Below are 22,145 nucleotides of genomic sequence, written 5' to 3' on the forward strand. Positions count from 1 at the left end.
AGGTCACCAACGCGTTACTCACCCGTTCGCCACTAGGATACTCTCGTATTGCTACAAAAGCACCTCGTTCGACTTGCATGTATTAGGCACGCCGCCAGCGTTCATCCTGAGCCAGGATCAAACTCTCCGCAGAAATTTTCACTCTTGCGAGTGTAGTTTACTTTACGGAATTTACTGGTTCAACAAAAATGTTGTTTCCTATCACTTTTCAGTTGTTAAGGTGCTTGCCATTTGAGCGAGCCGTATTCTACTCGCTGCCATAACCGCCGTCAAGTATTTACACAGACCAAAATACCGATGCTTTTCTCTCGCATCGGTTCATCAGGCTGCAAAACTTGTTTGCTTTGTGTCTCTGATGTAAGACGGTTACTCAGTTGTCAACGATTTGTCAGGGAGACGAAATCTTTTGTTTTGTACTGGCGAATGACAATTATATGCATCTCCGAGACTTTGTCAATAGTTGTCAGGCATTTCAACCTTAAAATATCCGATGAATTTCGAGCCTGCTAGGAGATGAGGGAAGCCAGATTCGACTGACATTCAATGGCATAAGCTTCAATCAACTTTATCGCATCGGCCACTCCGTTCTCGCTTCTTATTTCTTGACCAATAACTTGGGCACGCTTGCGAATGACATCCGACTCCGCTGCGGCTATTGCATCCACTAGCCTTTCAATAGAAAGACTCTTTACAAGGATGGGTTTTGGGCCAGCACCGATCGCATGGACCCTATTCCCCCAGAATGGTTGATCGGCTGTGAACGGTACAACGATATTTGGAATACCGGCCCGCAGCCCAGCGGAGGTAGTCCCTGCCCCACCGTGATGGATGATCATTTTGCAGCGCGGCAACAGCCAACCATGCGGTGCAGATTCAAGATAGAGCAAATCACGGGATGATTGATCCTTCACATCACTCCAACCTGAGAGGATAATCCCACGATTATTTGTTTTCTTTAATGACTCACAAACAATCTCGTTGATCCGTTCCGCGTCTTTATTAACCATACTGCGAAATGAAACGCATACAGGCGGCTTGCCCGCATTCAAAAACGCATCAAGCGCATTGGGCGGTGAATAAGACTCGTTGTGTGGAAAGAAAAAATATCCGGTGACATGTGTACGCGACGGCCAGTCACCTGAAGCGGGGAGAATGCCCGGGCTCCACGCGCACAGGATCGGGGTTCGAAGGCGAGGCGGATTTTCATCAAAAGGCCAGAATAATTTCCGTTTGGGGAGTCCTGCACGGCGGCGCACTTGTTCAAACCCAATTCTGGAAGTAAGCCATGTGACCCCGGAAGATGCGATATGTGTAATACGATTGAGTGTACGCACTCCAAAATTTGGCATGGCGATATTGGGGTAATCGCCCGTGGGCGTGAACATGGGAAAAGTTTGGATGTGAACATCGGGAATATTTTTCTCACGAGCCAGTGTATGCGCTCCAACCGCGTGCGTGAAGGTGTGGATGATGAGATCAGCATCTTTGCAGGCTTCATCGGTTTGACGCATGATGTCAGCACCGATATTAACTGCATGATTCATCAATTCACGGATCATCTTGAAATAGTTGTAGCCAGAATCGTTCAGACGGCGGCTCAAATCTTCAGGGTCGCCTGCAAGTGGAGCACACGTAATGCCGTGTTCTTCAATAAGATTTTTGAACCGCAGCGGAGCGGCAAGGATGACATTGTGTCCGTGATCAATTAAACCTCGTGCCAGAGGCAGAAAGGGTTGGACATCACCACGTGAGCCATAAGTGAGAATAGTGATATTCATAGGGACTATTTTACTAGGTGGCCATGCTATACTGACCAAATGACCAACAAGGAGTTATCTATGAGCAAAATTGGCATACTGCATCCTGGTGAAATGGGAATTTCAATCGCAGCATCTGCTGTAAATAGCGGGCACGAAGTTTTCTGGGTTTCAGAAAATAGAAGCGAAAAGACCCGTAGCCGTGCTCAAAGGCATGAACTTATAGTGGTGGGCTCCCTTGAAGAGTGCTGTCGAATTTGTGAATTCATTATTTGCGTCTGCCCACCTCATATTGCAGAGGACATGGCAAGACAAGTTATTGCGCACAATTTCAGTGGATACTATTTGGATGCGAATGCAATTTCGCCAGCAAGCTCTGTAAAAATTGGACAGATGCTGGCTGCAAATAATATTCACTACATTGATGGCGGAATCATTGGCGGGCCGGCTTGGGAGCCGAAATCCACTTGGCTTTATCTTTCAGGAGAAGACTCGAGCAGAATTGCAGATTGTTTTTCCATGGGACCCTTGGAAACAAAAATAATTGGAAATAAGATCGGAAAGGCTTCTGCCTTGAAGATGTGCTATGCGGCTTATTCCAAAGGGACAACCGCCCTGCTTTGTGCAATCCTTGGAACTGCCGAATCCCTGGGTGTTCGTGAAGAGCTTTATCAACAATGGGATGTGGATAATTCAGGGTTTTCCGATCAGGTGAATCGAAGAGTCACGCGTGTGACTAAAAAAGCCTGGCGGTTTGAAGGGGAAATGAAGGAAATCGCTGCAACTTTTCATAGTGCAGGGTTGCCGCGCGGATTTCATGAAGCCGCAGCCGACATTTACACCCGACTTTCAGGTTTCAAAGACGCAGAACAGGTTCCAGAATTGAAGGATGTTCTACAGGCTTTACATGCAAAATAAAAATCAGCCCCGTCTTCACGGGGCTGATTTTTAGGACATTTCTTGTCTTCCAGATAAGGCTCTCAATAATGTATTTTGATCCGCATATTCAAGGTCACCGCCTACGGGCAGACCTCGCGCGAGGCGTGTGACGTGCACATCATAATGCTTCAACTGCGTTTGCAAATATTGCGCGGTGGCATCGCCTTCCATGCTGGGGTTGGTGGCCAGGATGATCTCCTTCACTCCCCCATTCGCAACTCGCGCGACCAGCTGCTTGATCTTCAAATCATCGGGGCCAATGCCTTCGATGGGAGATAACACACCCTGTAGAACATGATATTTGCCGTGAAAGCCGCCCGTACGCTCAAGGGCAAGCACATCCAATGCTTCTTCGACCACGCAAATGAGCGAACTATCACGCTTGTGCGACTCGCATATTTCGCAGCGCTCACGGCCCGCCTCGGTGATGTTGAAACACTCCTGACAAAAGGCCGTGTTGGCTTTGAGGTTTGCCAATGCAACAGACAAGTCCTGCGCAACATCCTCAGAGGTGCGCAATAAATAGAAAGCCAGCCGCGAAGCGGACTTTGGCCCAATGCCTGGCAGGCGTTCGAGGGCAGTGATAAGGGATTGAATGGATGCGGGTAAGATCATATTTCATTGTAGGGGCACAGCGAAACGATTTATGATTTTGACCATAGATTGTCTCGCTGTGCCCCTACCAGTGTTAGAAAGGCAACCCACCCGCAAGCGGACCCATCAACTTCTCCTGCAAGGCGCGGGACTCATCCAGGGCCATGTTGACGGCCGAGAGAACCATGTCTTGCAGCATTTCGGGGTCTGCATCTTTGAGGAAGTCGGGGGAGATCTCAACGGACTTGCATTTCTGGTCGCCGGTCATGACGACTTTGATCGCGCCGCCGCCTGCGGTTGTGCTGACAGTCAATTCGGCCAGCTTCGCCTGTGTTTCTTCCATTTGTTTTTGCATGCGCTGCAATTGCTGCATCATGCCTGCTTGCCCGCCCGCTGCGGGACCGCGATTAAATCCTTTTGCCATTTTTATTCCTTCCTAGAGCCTTCTTGTTTTCGATACATTTCCATTAACTCTAAAACAAATTCTTCGGTGCTTCTCTTATTTGTTGCTTTGCCAATAACCCAAGCTTTGGATTTTTGGGCGGCATCAGCAACGGTATACATAAATGCCGCCATTTCATCATTTTTCGGCTGAAGTTTTTCATCAAGGCGAAAACTACTTACATAGCCAGGTGCCCTTGCTAAGGTCTCTTGTAACTTCATTAAATTTGAGGATAATGAAGGTTCAACTAAGACAATCGAACTGGCCAATATTTTGTCTATTTCATCTTTTTCTAGTGATAGACTCTTAAGTATTGATATTTTTTGATCTAGTGAGACTTTACTCAAATAGTTATTAATTTTTGACCATACTTCCTGAGTTGTTACTTGATTAGAAAAATCAACATTAACTTCTGATGTTGTAGCTACAGCGTCACCAAATTCATATATATATTTATTGCCTGACATCAAGAAAGGAACGGTAGTCCACATTACACTATCAAAATGAGAAATCAATCTTGGATAAAGGAACTGTTTAGATGGCAACCACCTTGCGTTTTCTCTTTTCTGAATCAATCTATCAACAAGAAAAACTGTGATTGCTATGCCTATGATTTCTGACAGAATATTTAGGATTAAATCTCCACCCATAGTCTACTCATCCATATCCACGATTTCGCCGCCGTGTTGGATGGCGGTGGCGACCATGCCGTCCTGTGAGACATTGGTAGGGATCTTGCCTTTGGCGGTGGTGACGATACATCGAATGGATACATCCACATTGAAACTGTCTTTGATCAATTTTTGAATGGCTTCGATCTGGTCGGGTTTATCCAGCTTTGAGACCAGCACTTCACTGGCAAGGCCAAGCACAAGCGTTTTGCCTTGTATGTCGATCATCTTCACTGAATTCAACAACGCGGATAAATTCGCCTGTGACTTCGGAAGCGAGGCCGCCAGCGACTTCCATGATTTGACGATTTCACCCGCATTGAGGATTGGCTTGTCAGCAGTTTCCACTTTCGGAGGCAAGGCCGCCTCACTCTTAACCTCAGGCTTGGACTCTGCTTTTTGAGCTGAAGCAGGCTGAGACTTGGTCTGACGCGACACAACGGGCTGATGGGATTCCGTTGGAGCATCAAGCACTTCTGCCAAAGCGAGTTCCAAACTCAGAGATGGCTGCCAGCCGCCACGCAAATCCGTTGCGGCAGCGTTGAATATTTTCATCACACGCAGCACATCCGATGAATTGAATGAATTTGCGTGTGTTTGCATTTGGGTTTTGACATCGCGCGTGGCTTCGACTTGATCGGGGTTTCCCATTTGAATAAGCATGAGGCCTCGCATATATTCAACAATTTGACGCGCGAGGGAGCGCGGATCTGCGCCAGAATCGAGAGCACGATGTATGGTTTCGAGACCATGCGCGGGTTGATTTTCAAGTACAGATGTAACAATATCAAGAACGGTTTGACTGGTTGCCGTGCCAAGGACCTGCTGCGCGAGGGCAAGCGTGATCTTCGTACCAGTGGAGGAGAGTTGATCGAGCAGTGATTGCGCATCACGCATGCCACCCGCTGATTGACGGGCAATGAGCGTGAGAGCTTCCTCGTCCGCCTGAATTTTTTCGGAGGCGGCGATCTGCTTCAGGTTCGCGACAATTTCATCGATGGGCACGCGCCTGAATTCGTGACGTTGACAACGGGAGAGCACCGTAGCGGGGATTTTGTGAATTTCAGTGGTGGCCAAAACAAAAATGGCATGTGGCGGCGGCTCTTCGAGCGTTTTGAGAAGCGCATTGAAAGCCGCAGTAGAAAGCATGTGGACTTCATCAATGATATAGATTTTGTATTTGCCTTGTGAGGGCGAGAAGTTGATCTTATCACGCAAGTCGCGGACGTCATCCACACTTGTGTTTGAAGCAGCGTCGATCTCGATCAGATCCATAAATCGATTTTCGTTGACGGCTTTGCAGTGTTCGCAGGTATTATCGGGGCGCTGTGCGGGGTCTTCGTTGAGACAATTTACCGCTTTCGCAAGCAAACGCGCCACCGTGGTCTTGCCTGTTCCACGCGGACCGGCGAAAAGATAGGCATGACCAACGCGGTCTGCTTTGATGGAATTGGTCAGAGTCTGGACAACATGATCTTGTCCAATCACTGAATCCCATTGTTTCGGGCGGTATTTACGATAGAGGGCTTGTGTCATGTGTATAGGTCGAAGGTTACAGGTTGGAGGTTTCAATTTGCTGGTCGAGCAGGGCGAGTGCACTTTGAGCCCGTATCGAGACCACACATTTCATGTTTACTTTCGATTGCGGGTTTCGATATGCCCTTCGCACACCGTCCTACGTACGGCACAGGGACGAACGCTCAGGGCTACTCAACCAGCCAAATTATTATGGAACTCGATAAACAGCTCTCAAATTGCCTTGCGAATCAAACAGCTTTGCATTCTCTCCAGAACTCCAGACGGCATCACCAATGCCCCAGTACAGGTCGATCACGTTGTCAGTGCCTGAAACGGTATGGATTTGCACTGCTCCATTCGGATAGAGCGTGAGTTCGGGAAATGTGAAGGTGTTGCCGTTTTCATCCTTCAATTGCCAGGAAGCCAGGTCCAATTGACCTTCGCCCTCGAATTTGACGACCACGATTTCGGAATCTAATGTACCCGCGCCGACCACACTGCTGATCTTGACAGGGATATCTGTTTGCAGATCGGCACTTGCGGGAGGAGCCGAATCACTGTTGACGGGCACGGCTTGCTGAACTGATGACTGGCTGGTGACACGATAGTTGCGGTCATACCAGAACAGGATCGTCCCCGTCACACTGGCAGAGACGAAGATGTTAAGCAGCAGATATTGGAACAGTTTACGACGATCCATGTTGGTTCGTATGATAGCACAAAACGTTTCAACGTTTGAACGTTTTAACGTTTCAGAGATATGACAACCCAATCACCCATTTGACGTTGGTCGCTTCTTTTCAGACCTTTGGCCTGCCCAGCTGCTATGACAGATTCTGCCTGGTGATCGAGGATTCCGCTCAGGATGATCTCGCCATTCGGATCGACCAGATCTGCCAGACCCGCGTCAAAGAGACGGATTAAAATCGGACCGAGAATATTCGCTACCACCAGCGGAGCGGACTTGAACGAGAACTGTCCCGCCAGCACTTCCGTCACCGAGCCCTGGCCAAGGATCAACTCATCCCCCACTCCATTGGTGTCTGCGTTTTCGCGTGAATTCTTCACGGACTCGATATCAATATCCACGCCGAGGACTTTGCTTGCGCCAAGTTTTATCGCAGCAATGGAGAGAATTCCAGAGCCGCAGCCGACATCGATCACAGTTGTCAGTGGGCAGTTGTCAGTGGACAGTTCCATGAGTTCCAGACACAACTGCGTCGTGGGATGTGTACCTGTGCCAAAGGCCATGCCAGGATCGATCTTGATTGGGATGCGTTTGGGGTCGGGTGATTCTAGCCAGGCTGGAAGAATCAAGAGTCGCTGTCCGATGAGGATCGGCTTGTAATGCGCTTTCCAGGCCTCCATCCAGTTTTGATCCGCGATCTGCTTATAAGCAGGAGTCGGCACGGGCTGAATCATCCCCAAATAGAAAAGCGACTCTTCGAGCTTCTGTCGTGTTTCTTCGAGTTGATCATTTACTTCCAAATAAGCGCGGACGGTGATGGGGCCCGTAGCGGTGCCTTCATCTTCATCATTGACAAAACGCACACCCTGCTCAGTCATCACGCCGTTGGGCGCAAATCGCGCGAGCACATCCGCAACGGACTCGGCGAGTTCGCCGTCCACAGTTAAAGAAACCTCCAGCCAGTTCATTTTTTATCTGCCTTATAAAAACGGATTTGAGCCTTTTCCAGGGTAACAAGTCCCGCTTGAATGTGCTCATCTATTTCTTCAAGAAATTTTTCGAGCTTTTCTTTTGTATCCACGATCTCAACTACCATCGGCAAATCTTCAGAAAGGCGCTCGATCTTAAAAGTGTGGATAACACGCATATTCGCCCCAAAACCCATGATGCCGCGCAGAACCGTTGCGCCTGCCAGTTCATGCTCACGGGCTTGCAGCACAAGCCACTCGTACAACGGCTTTCCTTCATGGCGGTCTGACTCGCCGATAAAAATACGGAGTAGATAACCTTCTTCTGGTAAATGCATGATTATCTCCAGATCAAATATGGTCTCGGTACGCCCCGCGAAAAACGCGCGGGGCTACTCGACCATCAGAACAATTTATTATTTCCAAATTAAGTAAGACACTGTTCGCCCAAGCCAAACGGCGAAGAGACCGATGATCACATTCGCAGCGATGTTTGCAAGCACATTCATCATTTGGCCATCACGCGCGAGATTTAATGTTTCGTTCCCAAACGAAGAGAATGTAGTGAAGCCGCCGAGGATACCAACAAAAACAAACAGACGCGCCTCACTTGTAAACAGACCGCGGCTCTCCGCAAGCTGGGCCAGGAACCCGATCACGAAACATCCGATCACATTGACCGCAAGCGTACCATATGGAAAACTTACGCTTTTTGTGGCCTGCTGAACATATCCGCTTGCAAGATATCGCATGATCGAACCAATAAACCCGCCAAAACCGACAAGAAGAATATTTGTCAAATTACGCTCCATAATAAGACTTTGGAAGTCTACCTTGATTCCTTATGGCAGTGAAGTCTTATGAAAGACTTCCGAAGTCTGTAGTGCAGCCCAGCTTATTAAATTCTTTTCCGCAAACAACATGTGTGGCAGTTCGTTCAGGTCAAAATATCTCATCTCAGAAATCTCGTGTGATGGATTGAATTCTCCGCTCACAATTTTACACAGATAGATGATGGTAAGGTGATGATCTTCCCTGGCGCTGACAGCAGTCAGCAATCTTTCGACCTTTATTTGCATTCCCGTCTCTTCAAAGAATTCGCGCACCACCGCATCCGCAGGCTGTTCGCGATGTTCAAGACTCCCCGCAGGGATTCCCCACTCGAATTTTCGGTATGTATGTTTAAAGAGAAGGATTCGCCCTCGTTCATCGAAGACAAGCGCCGCCACCGCCGCGCGGAATTTTGGGCGTACAAGTTTTGAGGCAAGGACATGTATCCACATTGGCAGGATGCGCCAGAATTTCAACAAAACACGCATCATGATATTTCCAACGGGAAATCATCATGGATGTTCGCTTCATGCTTCTCCGAAAAACCATCGGTCACCCGTTGCCGATCCAACCCACTCATATCCAAGTCAATGATGTCTTCCAGAGAAAAGTAACCTAAATCTGTGGATTCGTCGCTTGTTGTTAATTCACCAATTATAGCCACAGCTTCAAAATGCAGGACTACGAGTTGCCATTTATTGCCATCAGGATATTCAAGCAGGATATTGGGTGACGTGTAGATCCCTATCAAGCGCCTGACAATGATATTTAACCCAGTCTCTTCCATTACTTCTCGTGAACAGGCTTCTGAAAAATTCTCGCCCGCCTCCATGTATCCACCGGGGACAGCCCACTTTCCATTATCTGCACGACGGATCAATAAAACTTTTTCATGTGATGAATCAAAAATGGACGCTGAACAACCTACACCCAAGCGCCCATTTTTGGCAACGCGTTCGCCAATGATAATTTTTGCCATGAACATGATTATAAAACAAACGAGTGGACTCACATCCACCCGCCAATTACTAATCTCCAATTCTCCAATCTCTTCTCTCATCCCCCCAACGCCTCATTCAGCCAATCCAAAAATCCCTTTTCCTGCGGCTTGACCGTGGAGCCCAAGCTCTCAGCCAGTTTCTCAAACAAGTCGCGCTGTTCCTTTGTCAGCTTGGCAGGAATCGCCACGTTGACAATCACCAACTGATTACCGCGGTCTTTGCGGCGTAGATACGGTACACCTTTGCCTTTCATCGTAAAGACTTTGCCAGGCTGTGTACCTGCAGGGATTTTTAACTTTTCATCACCATCCAGGGTCGGCACTTCAACTTCCGCGCCAAGTACAGCCTGCGCCACGTTGATATCAAGATTCAGCAAAACATCATTCTCGCGGCGTTTGAAGAATTGATGCGGCTTTACATCCAGCACCAAAAACAAACTTCCGCTCGGGCCGCCAAAGACGCCAGGGCTGCCTTCCCCATTCAAACGGATCTGTGTGCCCACATCCACGCCAGCAGGAATCTGCACTTTCTTCTTGATCTTCTTGCGTTCCAATCCATTGCCATGGCAGGTCTTGCACGGAGAGGTAATCGTCTCGCCGCGGCCATTACAGGTTGGACAGGTCGCCGTCTGTACCATCTGGCCCAAAAAGGTTTGACGTACCTGACGCACTTCACCCTGCCCATTACAAGTGGAACACTTCACTGGCGATGTGCCAGGCTCCGCGCCATTGCCGTTACAACGTGAGCAAACATCGTCACGTGAGAACTCGATCTCTTTATCCACGCCAAAGACAGCTTCCTCAAAAGTTAAGTTAACCTGCATTTGCAAGTCACGCCCACGCCGTGGAGATTTGCGCGAGCGGCGGGCAGAAGAGAATCCAAACCCGCCAAGGATCTCTTCAAATAGATCGCCAAAGTCCGTAGTGTAGTCATGTTGGAATCCGCCCATGCCGCCAAGACCTTCTTTGCCAAAGCGGTCATAACGCGCGCGCTTATCAGGGTCCGAAAGCACGCCATACGCCTCATTGATTTCCTTGAACTTCTCTTCGGCGTGCTCTTCCTTGCTCACATCAGGATGATACTGACGCGCAAGTTTACGAAACGAAGCTTTGATCTCGTTATCGCTCGCATTCCGTCCCAAACCCAGTATTTCGTAATAATCTCGGTTGCTCATAATTATGTTACAAGTTCAAGGTTGCAGGTTGAAAGTTTTCAACCTGCAACCTTCAAACCTTGAACCTTCAACTCGTTTATTCCTTCACTTCACCTTCAACCACATCTGGCCCAGCATCATTGGATGGAGTGCCTTCCGCTTCGCCCTCAGCCGTGGCCGGTCCCTGCTCATAGACCGATGCGCCAATCTTTTGAATGGCGAGCCCCAATGCTTCCGTGGCAGCTTTGATCTTGTCTATATCCTCGCCCTGCGCCGCAGACTTGGTCTCTGCAACCTTGGCTTCGATGTCACTACGAACTTCCGCAGGGACCTTATCACCGAATTCGCGCAAAGCCTTTTCAGCCGCATAGGCTGTGTTATCAGCATTGTTGCGCGCTTCGATCATTTCCTTGCGCTTGCGATCTTCATCGGCATGGGCTTCAGCATCCTTGCGCATCTTCTCAACTTCATTCTCGCTCAAACCAGAGGAAGCTGTGATCGTAATATGCTGTGAACGTCCCGTTGCCTTATCCTTCGCGCTGACTTTTAAAATGCCGTTCGCATCCACATCGAAGGTTACTTCAATTTGCGGCACGCCGCGCTGCGCAGGTGGAATGCCATCCAAAATGAATTTACCCAACGATTTATTATCATTCGCCATTGGGCGTTCGCCCTGCAACACATGGATTTCAACTTGTGTCTGGTTATCACCAGCCGTTGAAAATACCTGTGAGCGGCGAGTAGGAATAGTCGTATTACGTTCAATTTGAGCAGTGGCTACACCGCCCAAAGTTTCAATTGCCAATGTGAGCGGAGTCACATCCAGCAGAAGAATATCTTTCACTTCCCCACCGAGCACACCTGCTTGAATCGCAGCACCAATCGCAACGACTTCATCAGGGTTCACACCTTTGTGAGGATCCTTGCCAAAGAAGGCGCGCACGCGGTCTTGAATGGCGGGCATACGAGTCATACCGCCTACCAGAACGATCTCGCTGATCTCACCTGCATTCATTCCAGCGTCAGACAAAGCTTGTTTGACGGGAGCAATTGTTCGGTCGACAAGATCGGCTGTAATTTGTTCCAACTTGGCGCGGGTCATGGTCATCACCAAATGCTTTGGCCCGTTTGCATCCGCGGTCAGGTATGGCAGGTTGATCTCGGTTTGCATCGTGGTGGAAAGTTCGATCTTCGCTTTTTCGGCGGCCTCTTTCAAGCGCTGCAAAGCCTGTCGATCATTATGCAGATCAATGCCATTATCTTTCTTAAAAGTTTCGATCAGGTAGTCCATGATGCGAAGGTCGAAATCGTCACCGCCGAGGAAGGTATCACCGCTCGTGGCGCGGACTTGGAACACGCCATCGCCCACATCCAAAATGGACACATCGAAAGTACCGCCGCCAAGATCGTACACAACGATGACTTCGTTTTTCTTTTTATCGAGCCCATACGCAAGCGATGAAGCAGTTGGCTCATTGATAATGCGAAGAACTTCGAGGCCAGCGATCTTGCCAGCATCTTTTGTGGCATTGCGTTGCGCATCATTGAAATACGCAGGGACAGTAATCACAGCCTGCGTGATCGTTTCACCAAGATATGCCTCAGCATCTGCCTTGATCTTGGCCAGGATCATCGCGGAAATCTCGGGCGCTGAATATTCCTTTTCACCTAACTTCACGCGCACATCACCGTTATCCGCAGCATTCACGGCATACGGCACGCGTTTGCGGGTGCGCTCCACTTCGGGGTCATCGGCCTTGCGCCCCATAAAACGTTTCACTGAAAAAATCGTATTCTGTGGATTCGTGATCGCCTGATTACGCGCCACACGTCCCACCAAACGCTCGTTATTTTTGTTTATCGCCACCACCGAAGGGACAAGTCTTTCGCCTTCCGCTGATGGAATCACAATCGGTTCACCGCCGCTCATCACCGCCGCGACAGAGTTTGTCGTACCTAAATCTATTCCTATAATCTTCGCCATGATTGCTCCTCAATGTTTTATGTCATTGCGAGGAGGGCTTCAGCCCGACGAAGCAATCTCCTCATAATTGGGGATTGCTTCGGGCGAACGAACACCGCCCTCGCAATGACATGACGTCAATTTATTGTGCCACCCTCACCAGGGCAGGTCGTATCACACGCTCACCTAACATATAACCATTCTGTACCACATCGATCACGTGGCCGCTTTCGTAGCCATCGACAGGTTCGTGTGAGATCGCTTCATGAAATTTCGGGTCGAAAGCCGCACCTTTGGCTTCGATGCGTTTTACGCCTTCGCTCTCCAACATGTTTTGCAGTTTGCGCGCGATCAACTCGATGCCATTGGCCCAGGCATTATCTTCAGGGCGGTTCTGCAAAGCGCGTTCCAGGTCATCCAATGCAGGCAGCACCTTCTTGATGATGTCACCCTTCATGCTCGCATAAATCGACTCATTGTCACGCTCGATACGCTTCTTATAATTTTGGAATTCCGCCTGAGACCGCACCCATCCATCCTTATATTCGGATGCTTTCGCCTCGGCCTCGTCAAGCTGACGCTTCAACGCCTCAGACTCATCCGATACCTGCTCAACCACTTCAGGCGACTCTGTCTCTGCGGGTTGATTCTCTTTTACTTCTTCATCGTGTTTATGTTTCTTTTTATTAGTCATACTCTCACTCTCGTTTTTTATGTCATTGCGAGGAGGGTGCTCTTCCCGACGAAGCAATCCCATGATGCATGGGGATTGCTTCGGGCAAAAAGCGCCCTCGCAACGACATGTTGATTTTTTTATTCATTCGAAATCGTATCATTCACCCAATCGCTTAATAAACCAGCGACGTATCTAACGGTTGGAATCGTCCGCGCATAAGACATTCGCATTGGGCCCAACACACCCAGCGTGCCCGTCGCCATACCAGGGACTCCATATCTTGCGATTACCATCGAACATTGACGGAGTTCCTCCCATTCGCCTTCGCCGCCGATCAATACTTGAAGTCCACCGATATTGCTGTTCGTGGTGGTGCGCGCCAGCAAATCTTGTAATGTAGAGCGTTCTTCAAAAAGCTTCAGCGTTTTACGTCCCTCATCCGAGCCTGAAAATTCAGGTTCGCTTAACACGTTGGTTAATCCGTCCGTGTAAATTTCACCAGAAATGCTGGTGGCTGCGCGGCGCATATCCTGCAGAATGAGGAGGAGGATATCCTGGTCAAGTGCATCGGGACGAGTTGGCAGATTGGCAATTCCGTCCACGGCCAGACCAGCTAACAGGGCGTTAAGGCGCGAGGCTGTTTGGCTGAGTCGCTCCTGAGGGACGGGTTCGGCCAGCGTCAAAATTTGCTGGGAGACTTCTCCACTAGCCATCACCAAAACCATTAAGACCTGCCTCCCCTGCGTCGAGATCAATTCCACATGTTTATATTTCGACTGTTCCACATGTGGAGCCGTAACCACCGAAACACCCTGCGATTGACTCGCAAGGATGGAAGCCGCGAGGGTCATCCATTGATCCATATCCGGGCGGGACTGGTGAAATTGATGCGAGATAGTGTGCTGCACTGTCTCTGGTAATTCTGCTTTATTCATCATCTCGCTGACGAAATAGCGATAGCCTTCTTCACTTGGCACGCGGCCAGCTGAGGTGTGAGGCTGGCGTAAATATCCCATATCAGTGAGCGCGGCCATTTCGTTGCGAATGGTAGCCGTGGAAAGGCCCAGCTGATAATGCTCCGCCAGCCGCTTCGAGCCAACAGGCTGAGCGGAATCAATGTAATCACGTATGATAAGAAGAAGCAGGGTCTTCTGGCGTTCGGTAAGATTGGTCATATTCATAATTTAGCACTCCCGAAACGAGAGTGCTATTCTTAGCAGAATAATGATAACAGTGCAAAAAAGGGAAGTCAATAAGAGGAGTGTAAGAAAACCTCCCGTGTAAGCGGGAGGTTTGGTTTTATGGGTTTGGAATTGCGGGTCTCCAGGCCGGGTGGAAGTCGTCGCCTTGGTCTGTGGTGAGCCGTACACGGTCTCCGCCTGCAAGCGTCATGAAGAAAATGTCGAGGTTATCTGATTCTCCAATACCTTCATACACAAGGTAAAAGCCATCTGGTGAGTAATCTACATTTTCGATGGTAACGAGGCTTAGCTGTAAACGCGTTCCCTGCTCGGTAGTGCGGTCAAAGGCAGGGATGCTCACCAGATAAGGATTGCAAAAATGAGTGACGCAACGTTGGTTAAATAAGATCAATTCACCATTTGGAGACCATGCCGGTAAATAATCTGAAAGAGCGAGGCCGCTGCGCACGATCTGTACTGGTTCGGTTCCATTTGCATTCATGATCCAAACCTGATACACGCCAAACCTTTTGACGGTGTAAACAATCTGGGAACCGTCATGCGACCACGCCGGTTGACGTGATTCAACCTTCGCGGCACCTTTAGTGATTTGCGTGACCGATGAAAGATCATCCACATTGACGGAGAAGATTTCCATCTGCCCGGTACGAAGTGAAGTAAAGAGTATAGATTTCCCATCCGGTGACCAGGCCGGGTCAAAGTTTCCGCCAGGGGAAGGGTCTATAGCTGTCAGCCCAGTGCCATCCGCATTGATGATATACAAGCTGGCGTTATAGTAAATTTCATCCAGACCTTTGCAAGGAGAGATGAAGACCAATCTCATCCCATCCGGTGACCAGGATGGCTGACATGCGCCGTTTGGCATATCCGTTACTTGAACAGCGTTTTCGCCGGCAACATCAGCAATGTAGATTTGGGGCAGTCCTGTTCGGTTGGACGCATACACGATCTGCCCTGAACCACCACCGATTGGAGTAGCAATAACCTGGCTGGGGCCTACTGTATCAATAACGGCAGGAATAGTTGTATTGGTTGGAGCAGTAGTAGCTGTTGGAGGTCCGACGGTGGCACTCTGAGTAAATGTCGGAAGAGAAGTTTGAGTTGATAAAGGCAATGGCGTGATGGATGGCGTTGTGGTATTGGTCGTTACAAGGAATGGGATCATGCCTTGTACATTTGCCGGCAAAATCCCCGGTGCGATAAATGGAACGCTGATCGCAAGTAATACCACCAGTATCAAAAGAAAACGCACCCACCCAAGACGTCGTTTTCGTTCGCGTTCCTTCTGCCTTTTAAGAGGGGAAACAAAGGGTTGATCTTCCCCTTTGGTGGGAGGAGGCGGAAGCGGCCCCCTTGGGGTGCGAGGCGATTTCTCCTCTTTTGGTGCTGCCTCTTCCATTTCTTTTTGTGTGAAGTTCTCAGGAGGAGGCGGGACAACTGTATAACTCCCCGTTACCTGCTGGGTTTTGGATTTTGCACCAAGCAGGGCTTTTTTGAATTCATCGGCAGTTTGAAAACGATCACTTGGATCAACCGCCATAGCCTTTTCAATTGCGGCAGACAAACGGCGGGATATTTTTGCATTCCGTTTTCGGAGCGGAGTTAATTGGGCATTATCCATTGCGCGGGCGAGGCCGTCTTCAGGGATAACACCAGTCAGAGCGGCGTATAAAGTGGCGCCCAGGGAATAAATATCGGTACGCGGATCAGTGCGCGCAGTTCCATATTGTTCCGGTGGAGAGTAACCGGGCGTCATTGCACGCGCGCCTGTTGTGGTAGCCTGACTCGCACTTTGATAAACCTTTGCCAGGCCAAAATCCACCAAAAAGATATGGCCATCCGGGGTAATCTTTACATTACCGGGTTTGATATCGCGATGCAAAATGGGAGGCTTGCGCGTGTGTAAATAAGCCAGCGCATCACAGATGGCCGCGCCGATATGCACAGCATCGTCCTCGGTAAGCATGCCCAGGCGTTCCATACGAAAACGCAGGTCTTCCCCTTCGATAAAGTCCATAACCAGGTATTGTCCCTGATCGCCCAACACAATATGATCGGATACACGCGGCAAGTTCGGGTGCCGGAGGTTCGCCAGGATCACCGCTTCGAGGCGGAATTGGCGCGCATATTCATCGGTTGTAAAAAGGTTTTCCTTGAGGGCAATTGCAACACCAAGGTTTTCATCTACGGCACGATAAACTGACCCCATGCCGCCCTGGCCGAGAATTTCAACAATACGGTATCGGTTGTGAAGTAGGGTATCTTTTTCCAGCGTCATCTGATCTGAAGACCTTAAGTATATTATTCTTCCTGCACCCTGCAAACCAAAAAACATGAACGCAATAATGCGTTCTCATAATAACATGCTGTATGGTTTCTCGTGGCGCTTAATGAATGAGTTGGTATTATATCAGATTGATTCAATGCCCTAACGATTCTTAACTAACTTGAAATGTAGGAAAACCCAGGGCGCGCCGCCCATCACCCACCAACCCACCAGCACGTAACGAAGATAACGCAAAGAGTAAACAAGGACTCCATCTCCGCGCGGGAAAATTTCTCCCAGCCCCATCCAAAGGATGAGGACGCCGATGAGGCCGATGACGTAACGAAGAGCGCGCATCCATACCGGCCCTGTTACCTGATACCCTCCAATGGAATTGATCCACGTGAGGCCCAATGCAAACCCAAAGACCGTCCCTGCCAGGGTGAAGATTCCGTTCGGGTCAACAGGAACAGGCGCCTCGTTCCCGCCGCGAAGCGCATTTTCCATCCATGCAACGGGAAGTTGATAATCACTCCTCAGCGAAACGAAAATCCATCCTACTATTATGAAAGCGATTGAAACAATAAATCCAACCATGATCTGCTGACCGAATGATTTGTTGCCAAGCCATGCAGCCACGGGATCCCAAAAACGAATGAAGGCCCACAGGATCACTGCGCCGATCAACCAGCCAACTATTACATCATGTGGGAAGTGAGAGCCGAGATAAAGCCGTGAAAAGCCGATCAAAAAAATAAGTACGCTCGCAATAATCCACACCCAAATCTGGCGGCGAGCTGCAGCGATGATTCCCCAAACCGTCATAGCATGTTGCGCATGTCCCGAGGGAATGCCGAATGAAGTTTCCGCCCACAGCCCGCGGACGTGTGAACTCACCCAATACGGACGTGGTGCTGCAAAAATCAATTTACCTATGTAGTTGAACATATTGCTGGTGACAAGAATAAAACCCACGCGTAATCCCAGAGCGGAATCAATGCTCCAGTAAATTAGGGGCAGGACAAGGAAAAAGAAATCTTCCGTCCCCAAATAGCTAAAGAATCGCATGGGGAGGATCATCCAATCACCGAGGCTTTGAAGAGCGATCACAAAGGCAATTCCACTGTCAATAAGGGTCTGCATACAGTCCTCCAGTAGGGTTTTTGGCTTATCTCAATTGACGAACACGCTCCCTTCATTGTACACTCAACGGATGCAAAAATCTCCTACGCGCTGGTGGGACCTTCCCTCCGCGATCTTCTTATTTCTTGCGATCCTGTTCGCAGGTTGGCGCCTGCAATCCACAAGCTGGACGGACGGGCTTGAGCACGTTCGCAACGTGGCCCTGCTGGGATTAATCATCGGGCTGGCGCTGGGGCAAAGCATTTATCAAAGGCGAGCGGTGGTGCTTTTATCCATAGGGTATATGCTGGTCGTTTTCTGCTGGCAATGGCTGGGCTTTATGGAATTTACAGAAGAAGAAACTTATTTAGGTGATAAGCTTTTGTTGATGGTCGGCAGATTATTACTGGGGCTGAGTGAATTCGCTTCAAACAGGCCGGTCAAGGATCCATTGTTTTTTGTGGCGCTGTTATGCATTCCATATTGGTTTATCGGCCTGTTCAGTGGGTATCAATTAACACGCTATGCAAATGGACTCGCGGCTGTATTGCCGAGCGGCATAATGATGTTCATCATTTTCCTGAACCATTACACCGCCAAAGATTACAGTTGGCTGTTCGGCGCTTATTTATTTATTGCCCTGCTCCTGCTGGGTCGTCAGAAATATCTGGCTGACCGAAAAAAATGGAGGGAACAACGCGTACAGATTTCCGTGGAAAGCAGTATGGATTTCAACAACACCATTATGATCAGCGCCGCAGTTTTGATCTTCCTGGTATGGGTGATCCCAAGTACGCTTCCCAATAATGCACAGGCAAGGAAAGCCTGGCAAAGAATTACCAAGCCCTGGTTTTCAGAGGATGAACGCCTCGAAAATATGTTTGCCTCAGTAAAAAAGGATAACCTGCCGGCCAGCGACTACTATCGCAATGAATTGCCGCTCGGCACGCGGATCTCACAAAGTGAGTCTGTGGCTTTTCTTGTGTATACGCCAACGGCTGCGCAGGAATTCCCACGTCTGTACTGGCGCGGACGGGTCTACGATATCTTTGAAGAGGACCGCTGGCTGACATCCGAAGTGGAAGGCAAAAAATACGAGCCACAAGACGGTGATTTAGAGATACCGGATACAGCCAACCGCAAAAACATAAATTTCACATATAACGTCTATATTAAAGGACAATCCATCCTTTACACTGCGGCGCAACCCGTTTGGGTAAGCCACCCTGCGAATATTGTCCATACCAAAATCCCTGTTGAAGAGGGAGAAGAAGAGATGATGGATATTGTGACCTTGCAGGCCTCGCCATTTCTTGAAGCTGGAGAGACGTATCACTCGAATGCACTACTTGCCAACCCAACCATCCCTGAGTTGCAGGAAGCGGGTGAAGAGTACCCAGAGTGGGTTATAGATAAGTATCTGCAACTACCCGAAGATTTCTCCCCTCGCATTGAAGCTCTTGCATTAGAAATTACCATTGCCCAGAAGAATCCGTACGATAAAGCTGCCGCGATCACAAATTATCTACGCTCAGAGATCGAATACATGCCTACCGTCTCCTTCCCAGAAGATACTGTTGACAGACTGGAATATTTTTTATTTGAGGGGAAACAAGGCTTTTGTAATTATTCCGCCAGCGCAGAGGTGTTAATGCTTCGTGCGGTGGGCATACCCGCGCGATTGGCAGTTGGCTTTGCACAAGGGGAACCAAACTTACAAAACACCTTTTACACCGTGCGTGAACGTGACGCACATGCCTGGCCCGAAGTATATTTCCCTGGGTATGGATGGATTGAATTTGAGCCGACTGGCAACCAGGAACCCGTCGAACGTCCGCTGGAACACGAGGAAGGGCCAGATCTCGCTTTGAACCCATCCATCAACCCGGCGAATCCAGAAGAGTTGGCACAGGAGGAGCCAGAAACACCCATCCTTTTGGATAGACCTGAGGAAATTATTTCCCGCACACAAATCTTCCAGATCGCTATTATTGCAGGCGGATTTATCCTGGCCTTCATCGCTGTCTTGTTGAAGCGACGCTTCGCGCCAAATATACAAACCTCCGTCATCCTCAAAAACATGGTCGAGCGCAATGGCTGGGAAACCCCAGCCTGGTTAAACAAATGGATACGCTGGACGACACTCACCCCCATCGAAAAATATTTTCACAGCATCAATACCAGCCTGCAATGGATGGGAAAGCCGCAACCGATCCACATCACAGCTGCGGAACGAGCCGAGGTTCTGAAACCGCTCATCGCGCCTGCTATGTCATTCATCGAAGTCTTGCTGCACGAACATCAATCCGCCTTGTTCAGCCCGCATGGAGGGAATGTTCAGATCGCGCGCCGTGCAGCCTGGAATATTATCTATCAAACCCTAAGGGCGCGTATTAAAATCTTCATCTTAGGATACAATTAGAGTCTAGCCGAATCAAGCAACGCAAGCCTGAGTCTGCGTTATATTGTGGAATAGAGACCACATTCCGAAAACACTCAACCGGTATCCTTTATGAATTCTGAAAAAACTCGTCCCACAACCGTACATGACCAACTGCTGACTCTCAGTGCCCAGGCGGCAAGGATCCGCTCTGAACTCGAAGCCAGCAAACTAAAACTCCCCAAAAATACTTCTGAAGATCTGCACCATCTCGAGATAACCCTGGAGCAGATTGGCGAAAAGATCGAAGTTTTTCAAAGGGAACACAGCAACATGCTGGCGCTGGCCGACGTGGGACAGGTGATCAATTCATCGCTTGAACTTGATGAAGCGCTGCGCATCGTGATGGACAACATCGTGCGCCTGACAAAAGCTGAGCGCGGCTTCCTCATGTTGAAGGATGAAAAAGGCGAAATGGCCATTCGCATGGGGCGCAACTGGGAAATGGAATCGATCAATATCTCGGAAATGAATGTCAGCCGCACCGTGGTGCAGCGCGTGATCGATACAGGTGAAGCCATTGTCACCACCAATGCCCAGGAAGACCAGCGCTTTTTGGGACAGGAAAGTATCGTTGCTTTCAACCTGCGTTCCATTTTATGTGTACCCCTCAAAGTAAAACACGAACTGATCGGCGTCATCTATGCCGATAACCGCATCCGCGCGGGCATCTTCGCTGAAAGTGAAAGAGACCTTCTAGCCGCTTTTGCAAACCAAGCCGCAGTGGCTATTGAAAACGCGCGCCTGTTCTCCTCACTCAAACACACCCTCGAAGAAGTGACCGCCCTCAAAAATCTGATGGATAACGTTTTCGCATCCATCGCCAGCGGCGTGATTACTGCGGATGTAAAGAATCTTGTCACGCTGGCAAATAAAGCCGCTGAAAATATCCTCGGCGCCACAGTGGACAATATCATCGGTCATCATCTTAACGAGGCGCTTGCTTCTGTTTCAATTGAGCTTGAGCCGCATCTGATGGAAGTGCGCGATACCGATAAGGCCATTATTGACCTTGAGATCAGCCATCTCCTTCCCTCACGCGGCCTCGTCGACTGGCGCTTGAATCTCTCGCCTCTTAAAGATGCGGGTCAAAAAACTCAAGGCGTGGCAATCGTCCTCGACGACCTCACAGAACGAAAGAAGTTGGAAGCGCAGCGTCGCCTCTTTGAACGCATGGTCTCCCCTGCTGTCATTGAGCAGTTGGACCCAAACAGTTTACAACTCGGCGGCAAACGTGTGGACATCACCGTCTTGTTCGCGGATATCCGCGGCTTTACGACCTATAGTGAAAAATTGGCCCCGGAAAAATTGGTTAGCATCCTAAATCGTTATCTGGCCGCGATGGCCGAAGCCGTCCTGATGCAGGAAGGCACCATCGATAAATTCATGGGCGACTCGATCATGGCATGGTTCAATGCTCCCGTTCCACAACCAGACCACACCTTGCGGGCTGTAAAAACCGCGCTCGCCATCCGCGAGTCGGTTGAGAATTTATATAAGGAAATGCCCGAAGATACACATCTCGCTTTTGGAGTGGGCATTCATTATGGCGACGCAGTGCTCGGTTTGATCGGCACCGAAAAAAGATTGGAATATACCGCCATCAGTGACAGCGTCAACACTGCCAAACGCATTCAGGAAAATTCAGCCAAGAATCAAATCCTCATCAGCAAAGATGCATACGAACGAGTCAAGAAACAAGTGGAAGCCAAGCCTCACGCCGAAATGACAGTGAAAGGCAAGGCGAATCCGCTGGAGGTGTTTGAGGTTGAAGGGTTGAAGTAGAAGGCAAGTAAAAAAAGTGACGAGTAAAAAGTAATAAGTAAAAAGGCTTCCGAAGAGATAATAACTTCGGAAGCCTTTTTGTTTGCGATATTACAATTACAAAACTATTCTCTATTTACTGGGAACTAA

Annotated in this window: 20 protein-coding genes and 1 rRNA gene; 3 read left to right on the plus strand and 18 right to left on the minus strand. The window is 49.2% G+C overall.

Going from position 1 to position 22,145, the window contains the following annotated elements:
* Positions 1–133 (minus strand): 16S ribosomal RNA (locus AC14M5_RS08435); the annotation flags it as partial.
* A 373-nt stretch (positions 134–506) separates the two neighbouring features.
* Entirely contained in the window at positions 507–1,778 is a 1,272-nt protein-coding gene (locus AC14M5_RS08440) for a glycosyltransferase (protein WP_484029210.1), read from the minus strand.
* Between the two features lie 60 nt (positions 1,779–1,838).
* Between AC14M5_RS08440 and AC14M5_RS08445 the strand changes: the two genes are divergently transcribed.
* A complete protein-coding gene (locus AC14M5_RS08445) occupies positions 1,839–2,675 on the plus strand; it encodes an NAD(P)-dependent oxidoreductase (protein WP_484029211.1) in 837 nt (278 codons plus the stop codon).
* A 30-nt stretch (positions 2,676–2,705) separates the two neighbouring features.
* Here the strand turns inward: AC14M5_RS08445 and recR are convergent, their stop codons facing one another.
* The 16 genes from recR to AC14M5_RS08525 form a co-directional block, all read right to left on the minus strand.
* Positions 2,706–3,311: a recombination mediator RecR gene (recR, locus tag AC14M5_RS08450; RefSeq protein WP_484029212.1), complete on the minus strand. Its 606-nt coding sequence runs from the start codon at positions 3,309–3,311 to the stop codon at positions 2,706–2,708.
* Between the two features lie 73 nt (positions 3,312–3,384).
* Complete coding sequence (locus AC14M5_RS08455) at positions 3,385–3,714, minus strand: YbaB/EbfC family nucleoid-associated protein (RefSeq protein WP_484029213.1); 330 nt, start codon at positions 3,712–3,714, stop codon at positions 3,385–3,387.
* Positions 3,715–3,716: 2 nt separating this feature from the next.
* Entirely contained in the window at positions 3,717–4,382 is a 666-nt protein-coding gene (locus tag AC14M5_RS08460; protein WP_484029214.1) for a hypothetical protein, read from the minus strand.
* Positions 4,383–4,385: 3 nt separating this feature from the next.
* The gene (gene dnaX / locus AC14M5_RS08465) at positions 4,386–5,939 is read right to left on the minus strand and encodes a DNA polymerase III subunit gamma/tau (protein ID WP_484029215.1); all 1,554 of its coding nucleotides are present in this window, start codon (positions 5,937–5,939) and stop codon (positions 4,386–4,388) included.
* A 190-nt stretch (positions 5,940–6,129) separates the two neighbouring features.
* A complete protein-coding gene (locus tag AC14M5_RS08470; protein WP_484029216.1) occupies positions 6,130–6,621 on the minus strand; it encodes a lamin tail domain-containing protein in 492 nt (163 codons plus the stop codon).
* Between the two features lie 44 nt (positions 6,622–6,665).
* Complete coding sequence (gene prmA / locus AC14M5_RS08475) at positions 6,666–7,577, minus strand: 50S ribosomal protein L11 methyltransferase (protein ID WP_484029218.1); 912 nt, start codon at positions 7,575–7,577, stop codon at positions 6,666–6,668.
* Positions 7,574–7,915, minus strand: coding sequence for a DUF190 domain-containing protein (locus tag AC14M5_RS08480; RefSeq protein ID WP_484029219.1), 342 nt, complete (start codon positions 7,913–7,915; stop codon positions 7,574–7,576). The genes prmA and AC14M5_RS08480 overlap by 4 nt, the downstream gene beginning before the upstream one ends.
* 78 nt (positions 7,916–7,993) lie before the next feature.
* Entirely contained in the window at positions 7,994–8,377 is a 384-nt protein-coding gene (gene crcB, locus AC14M5_RS08485) for a fluoride efflux transporter CrcB (RefSeq protein WP_484029220.1), read from the minus strand.
* 42 nt (positions 8,378–8,419) lie between these two features.
* Positions 8,420–8,899, minus strand: a complete 480-nt coding sequence (locus AC14M5_RS08490) for an NUDIX hydrolase (RefSeq protein WP_484029221.1) — start codon at positions 8,897–8,899, stop codon at positions 8,420–8,422.
* Positions 8,896–9,468: an NUDIX domain-containing protein gene (locus tag AC14M5_RS08495; RefSeq protein WP_484029222.1), complete on the minus strand. Its 573-nt coding sequence runs from the start codon at positions 9,466–9,468 to the stop codon at positions 8,896–8,898. Before AC14M5_RS08495 ends, AC14M5_RS08490 begins: the two co-directional genes overlap by 4 nt.
* Complete coding sequence (dnaJ, locus tag AC14M5_RS08500; RefSeq protein WP_484029277.1) at positions 9,465–10,586, minus strand: molecular chaperone DnaJ; 1,122 nt, start codon at positions 10,584–10,586, stop codon at positions 9,465–9,467. Before dnaJ ends, AC14M5_RS08495 begins: the two co-directional genes overlap by 4 nt.
* A 73-nt stretch (positions 10,587–10,659) precedes the next feature.
* The gene (dnaK, locus tag AC14M5_RS08505) at positions 10,660–12,546 is read right to left on the minus strand and encodes a molecular chaperone DnaK (protein ID WP_484029223.1); all 1,887 of its coding nucleotides are present in this window, start codon (positions 12,544–12,546) and stop codon (positions 10,660–10,662) included.
* A gap of 121 nt (positions 12,547–12,667) precedes the next feature.
* Positions 12,668–13,219 (minus strand): nucleotide exchange factor GrpE, encoded by a 552-nt coding sequence (gene grpE / locus AC14M5_RS08510; RefSeq protein WP_484029224.1) that lies wholly within the window; start codon positions 13,217–13,219, stop codon positions 12,668–12,670.
* Positions 13,220–13,338: 119 nt separating this feature from the next.
* Entirely contained in the window at positions 13,339–14,382 is a 1,044-nt protein-coding gene (hrcA, locus tag AC14M5_RS08515; RefSeq protein ID WP_484029225.1) for a heat-inducible transcriptional repressor HrcA, read from the minus strand.
* Positions 14,383–14,500: 118 nt separating this feature from the next.
* The gene (locus AC14M5_RS08520) at positions 14,501–16,681 is read right to left on the minus strand and encodes a protein kinase domain-containing protein (RefSeq protein ID WP_484029226.1); all 2,181 of its coding nucleotides are present in this window, start codon (positions 16,679–16,681) and stop codon (positions 14,501–14,503) included.
* A 150-nt stretch (positions 16,682–16,831) separates the two neighbouring features.
* Positions 16,832–17,812, minus strand: a complete 981-nt coding sequence (locus AC14M5_RS08525; protein WP_484029227.1) for a phosphatase PAP2 family protein — start codon at positions 17,810–17,812, stop codon at positions 16,832–16,834.
* A gap of 70 nt (positions 17,813–17,882) precedes the next feature.
* Between AC14M5_RS08525 and AC14M5_RS08530 the strand changes: the two genes are divergently transcribed.
* Complete coding sequence (locus AC14M5_RS08530) at positions 17,883–20,213, plus strand: transglutaminase TgpA family protein (RefSeq protein ID WP_484029228.1); 2,331 nt, start codon at positions 17,883–17,885, stop codon at positions 20,211–20,213.
* A 90-nt stretch (positions 20,214–20,303) separates the two neighbouring features.
* The gene (locus AC14M5_RS08535) at positions 20,304–22,016 is read left to right on the plus strand and encodes an adenylate/guanylate cyclase domain-containing protein (RefSeq protein WP_484029229.1); all 1,713 of its coding nucleotides are present in this window, start codon (positions 20,304–20,306) and stop codon (positions 22,014–22,016) included.
* Positions 22,017–22,145: the final 129 nt, after the last annotated feature.

Source organism: Candidatus Villigracilis sp. (assembly GCF_057083605.1).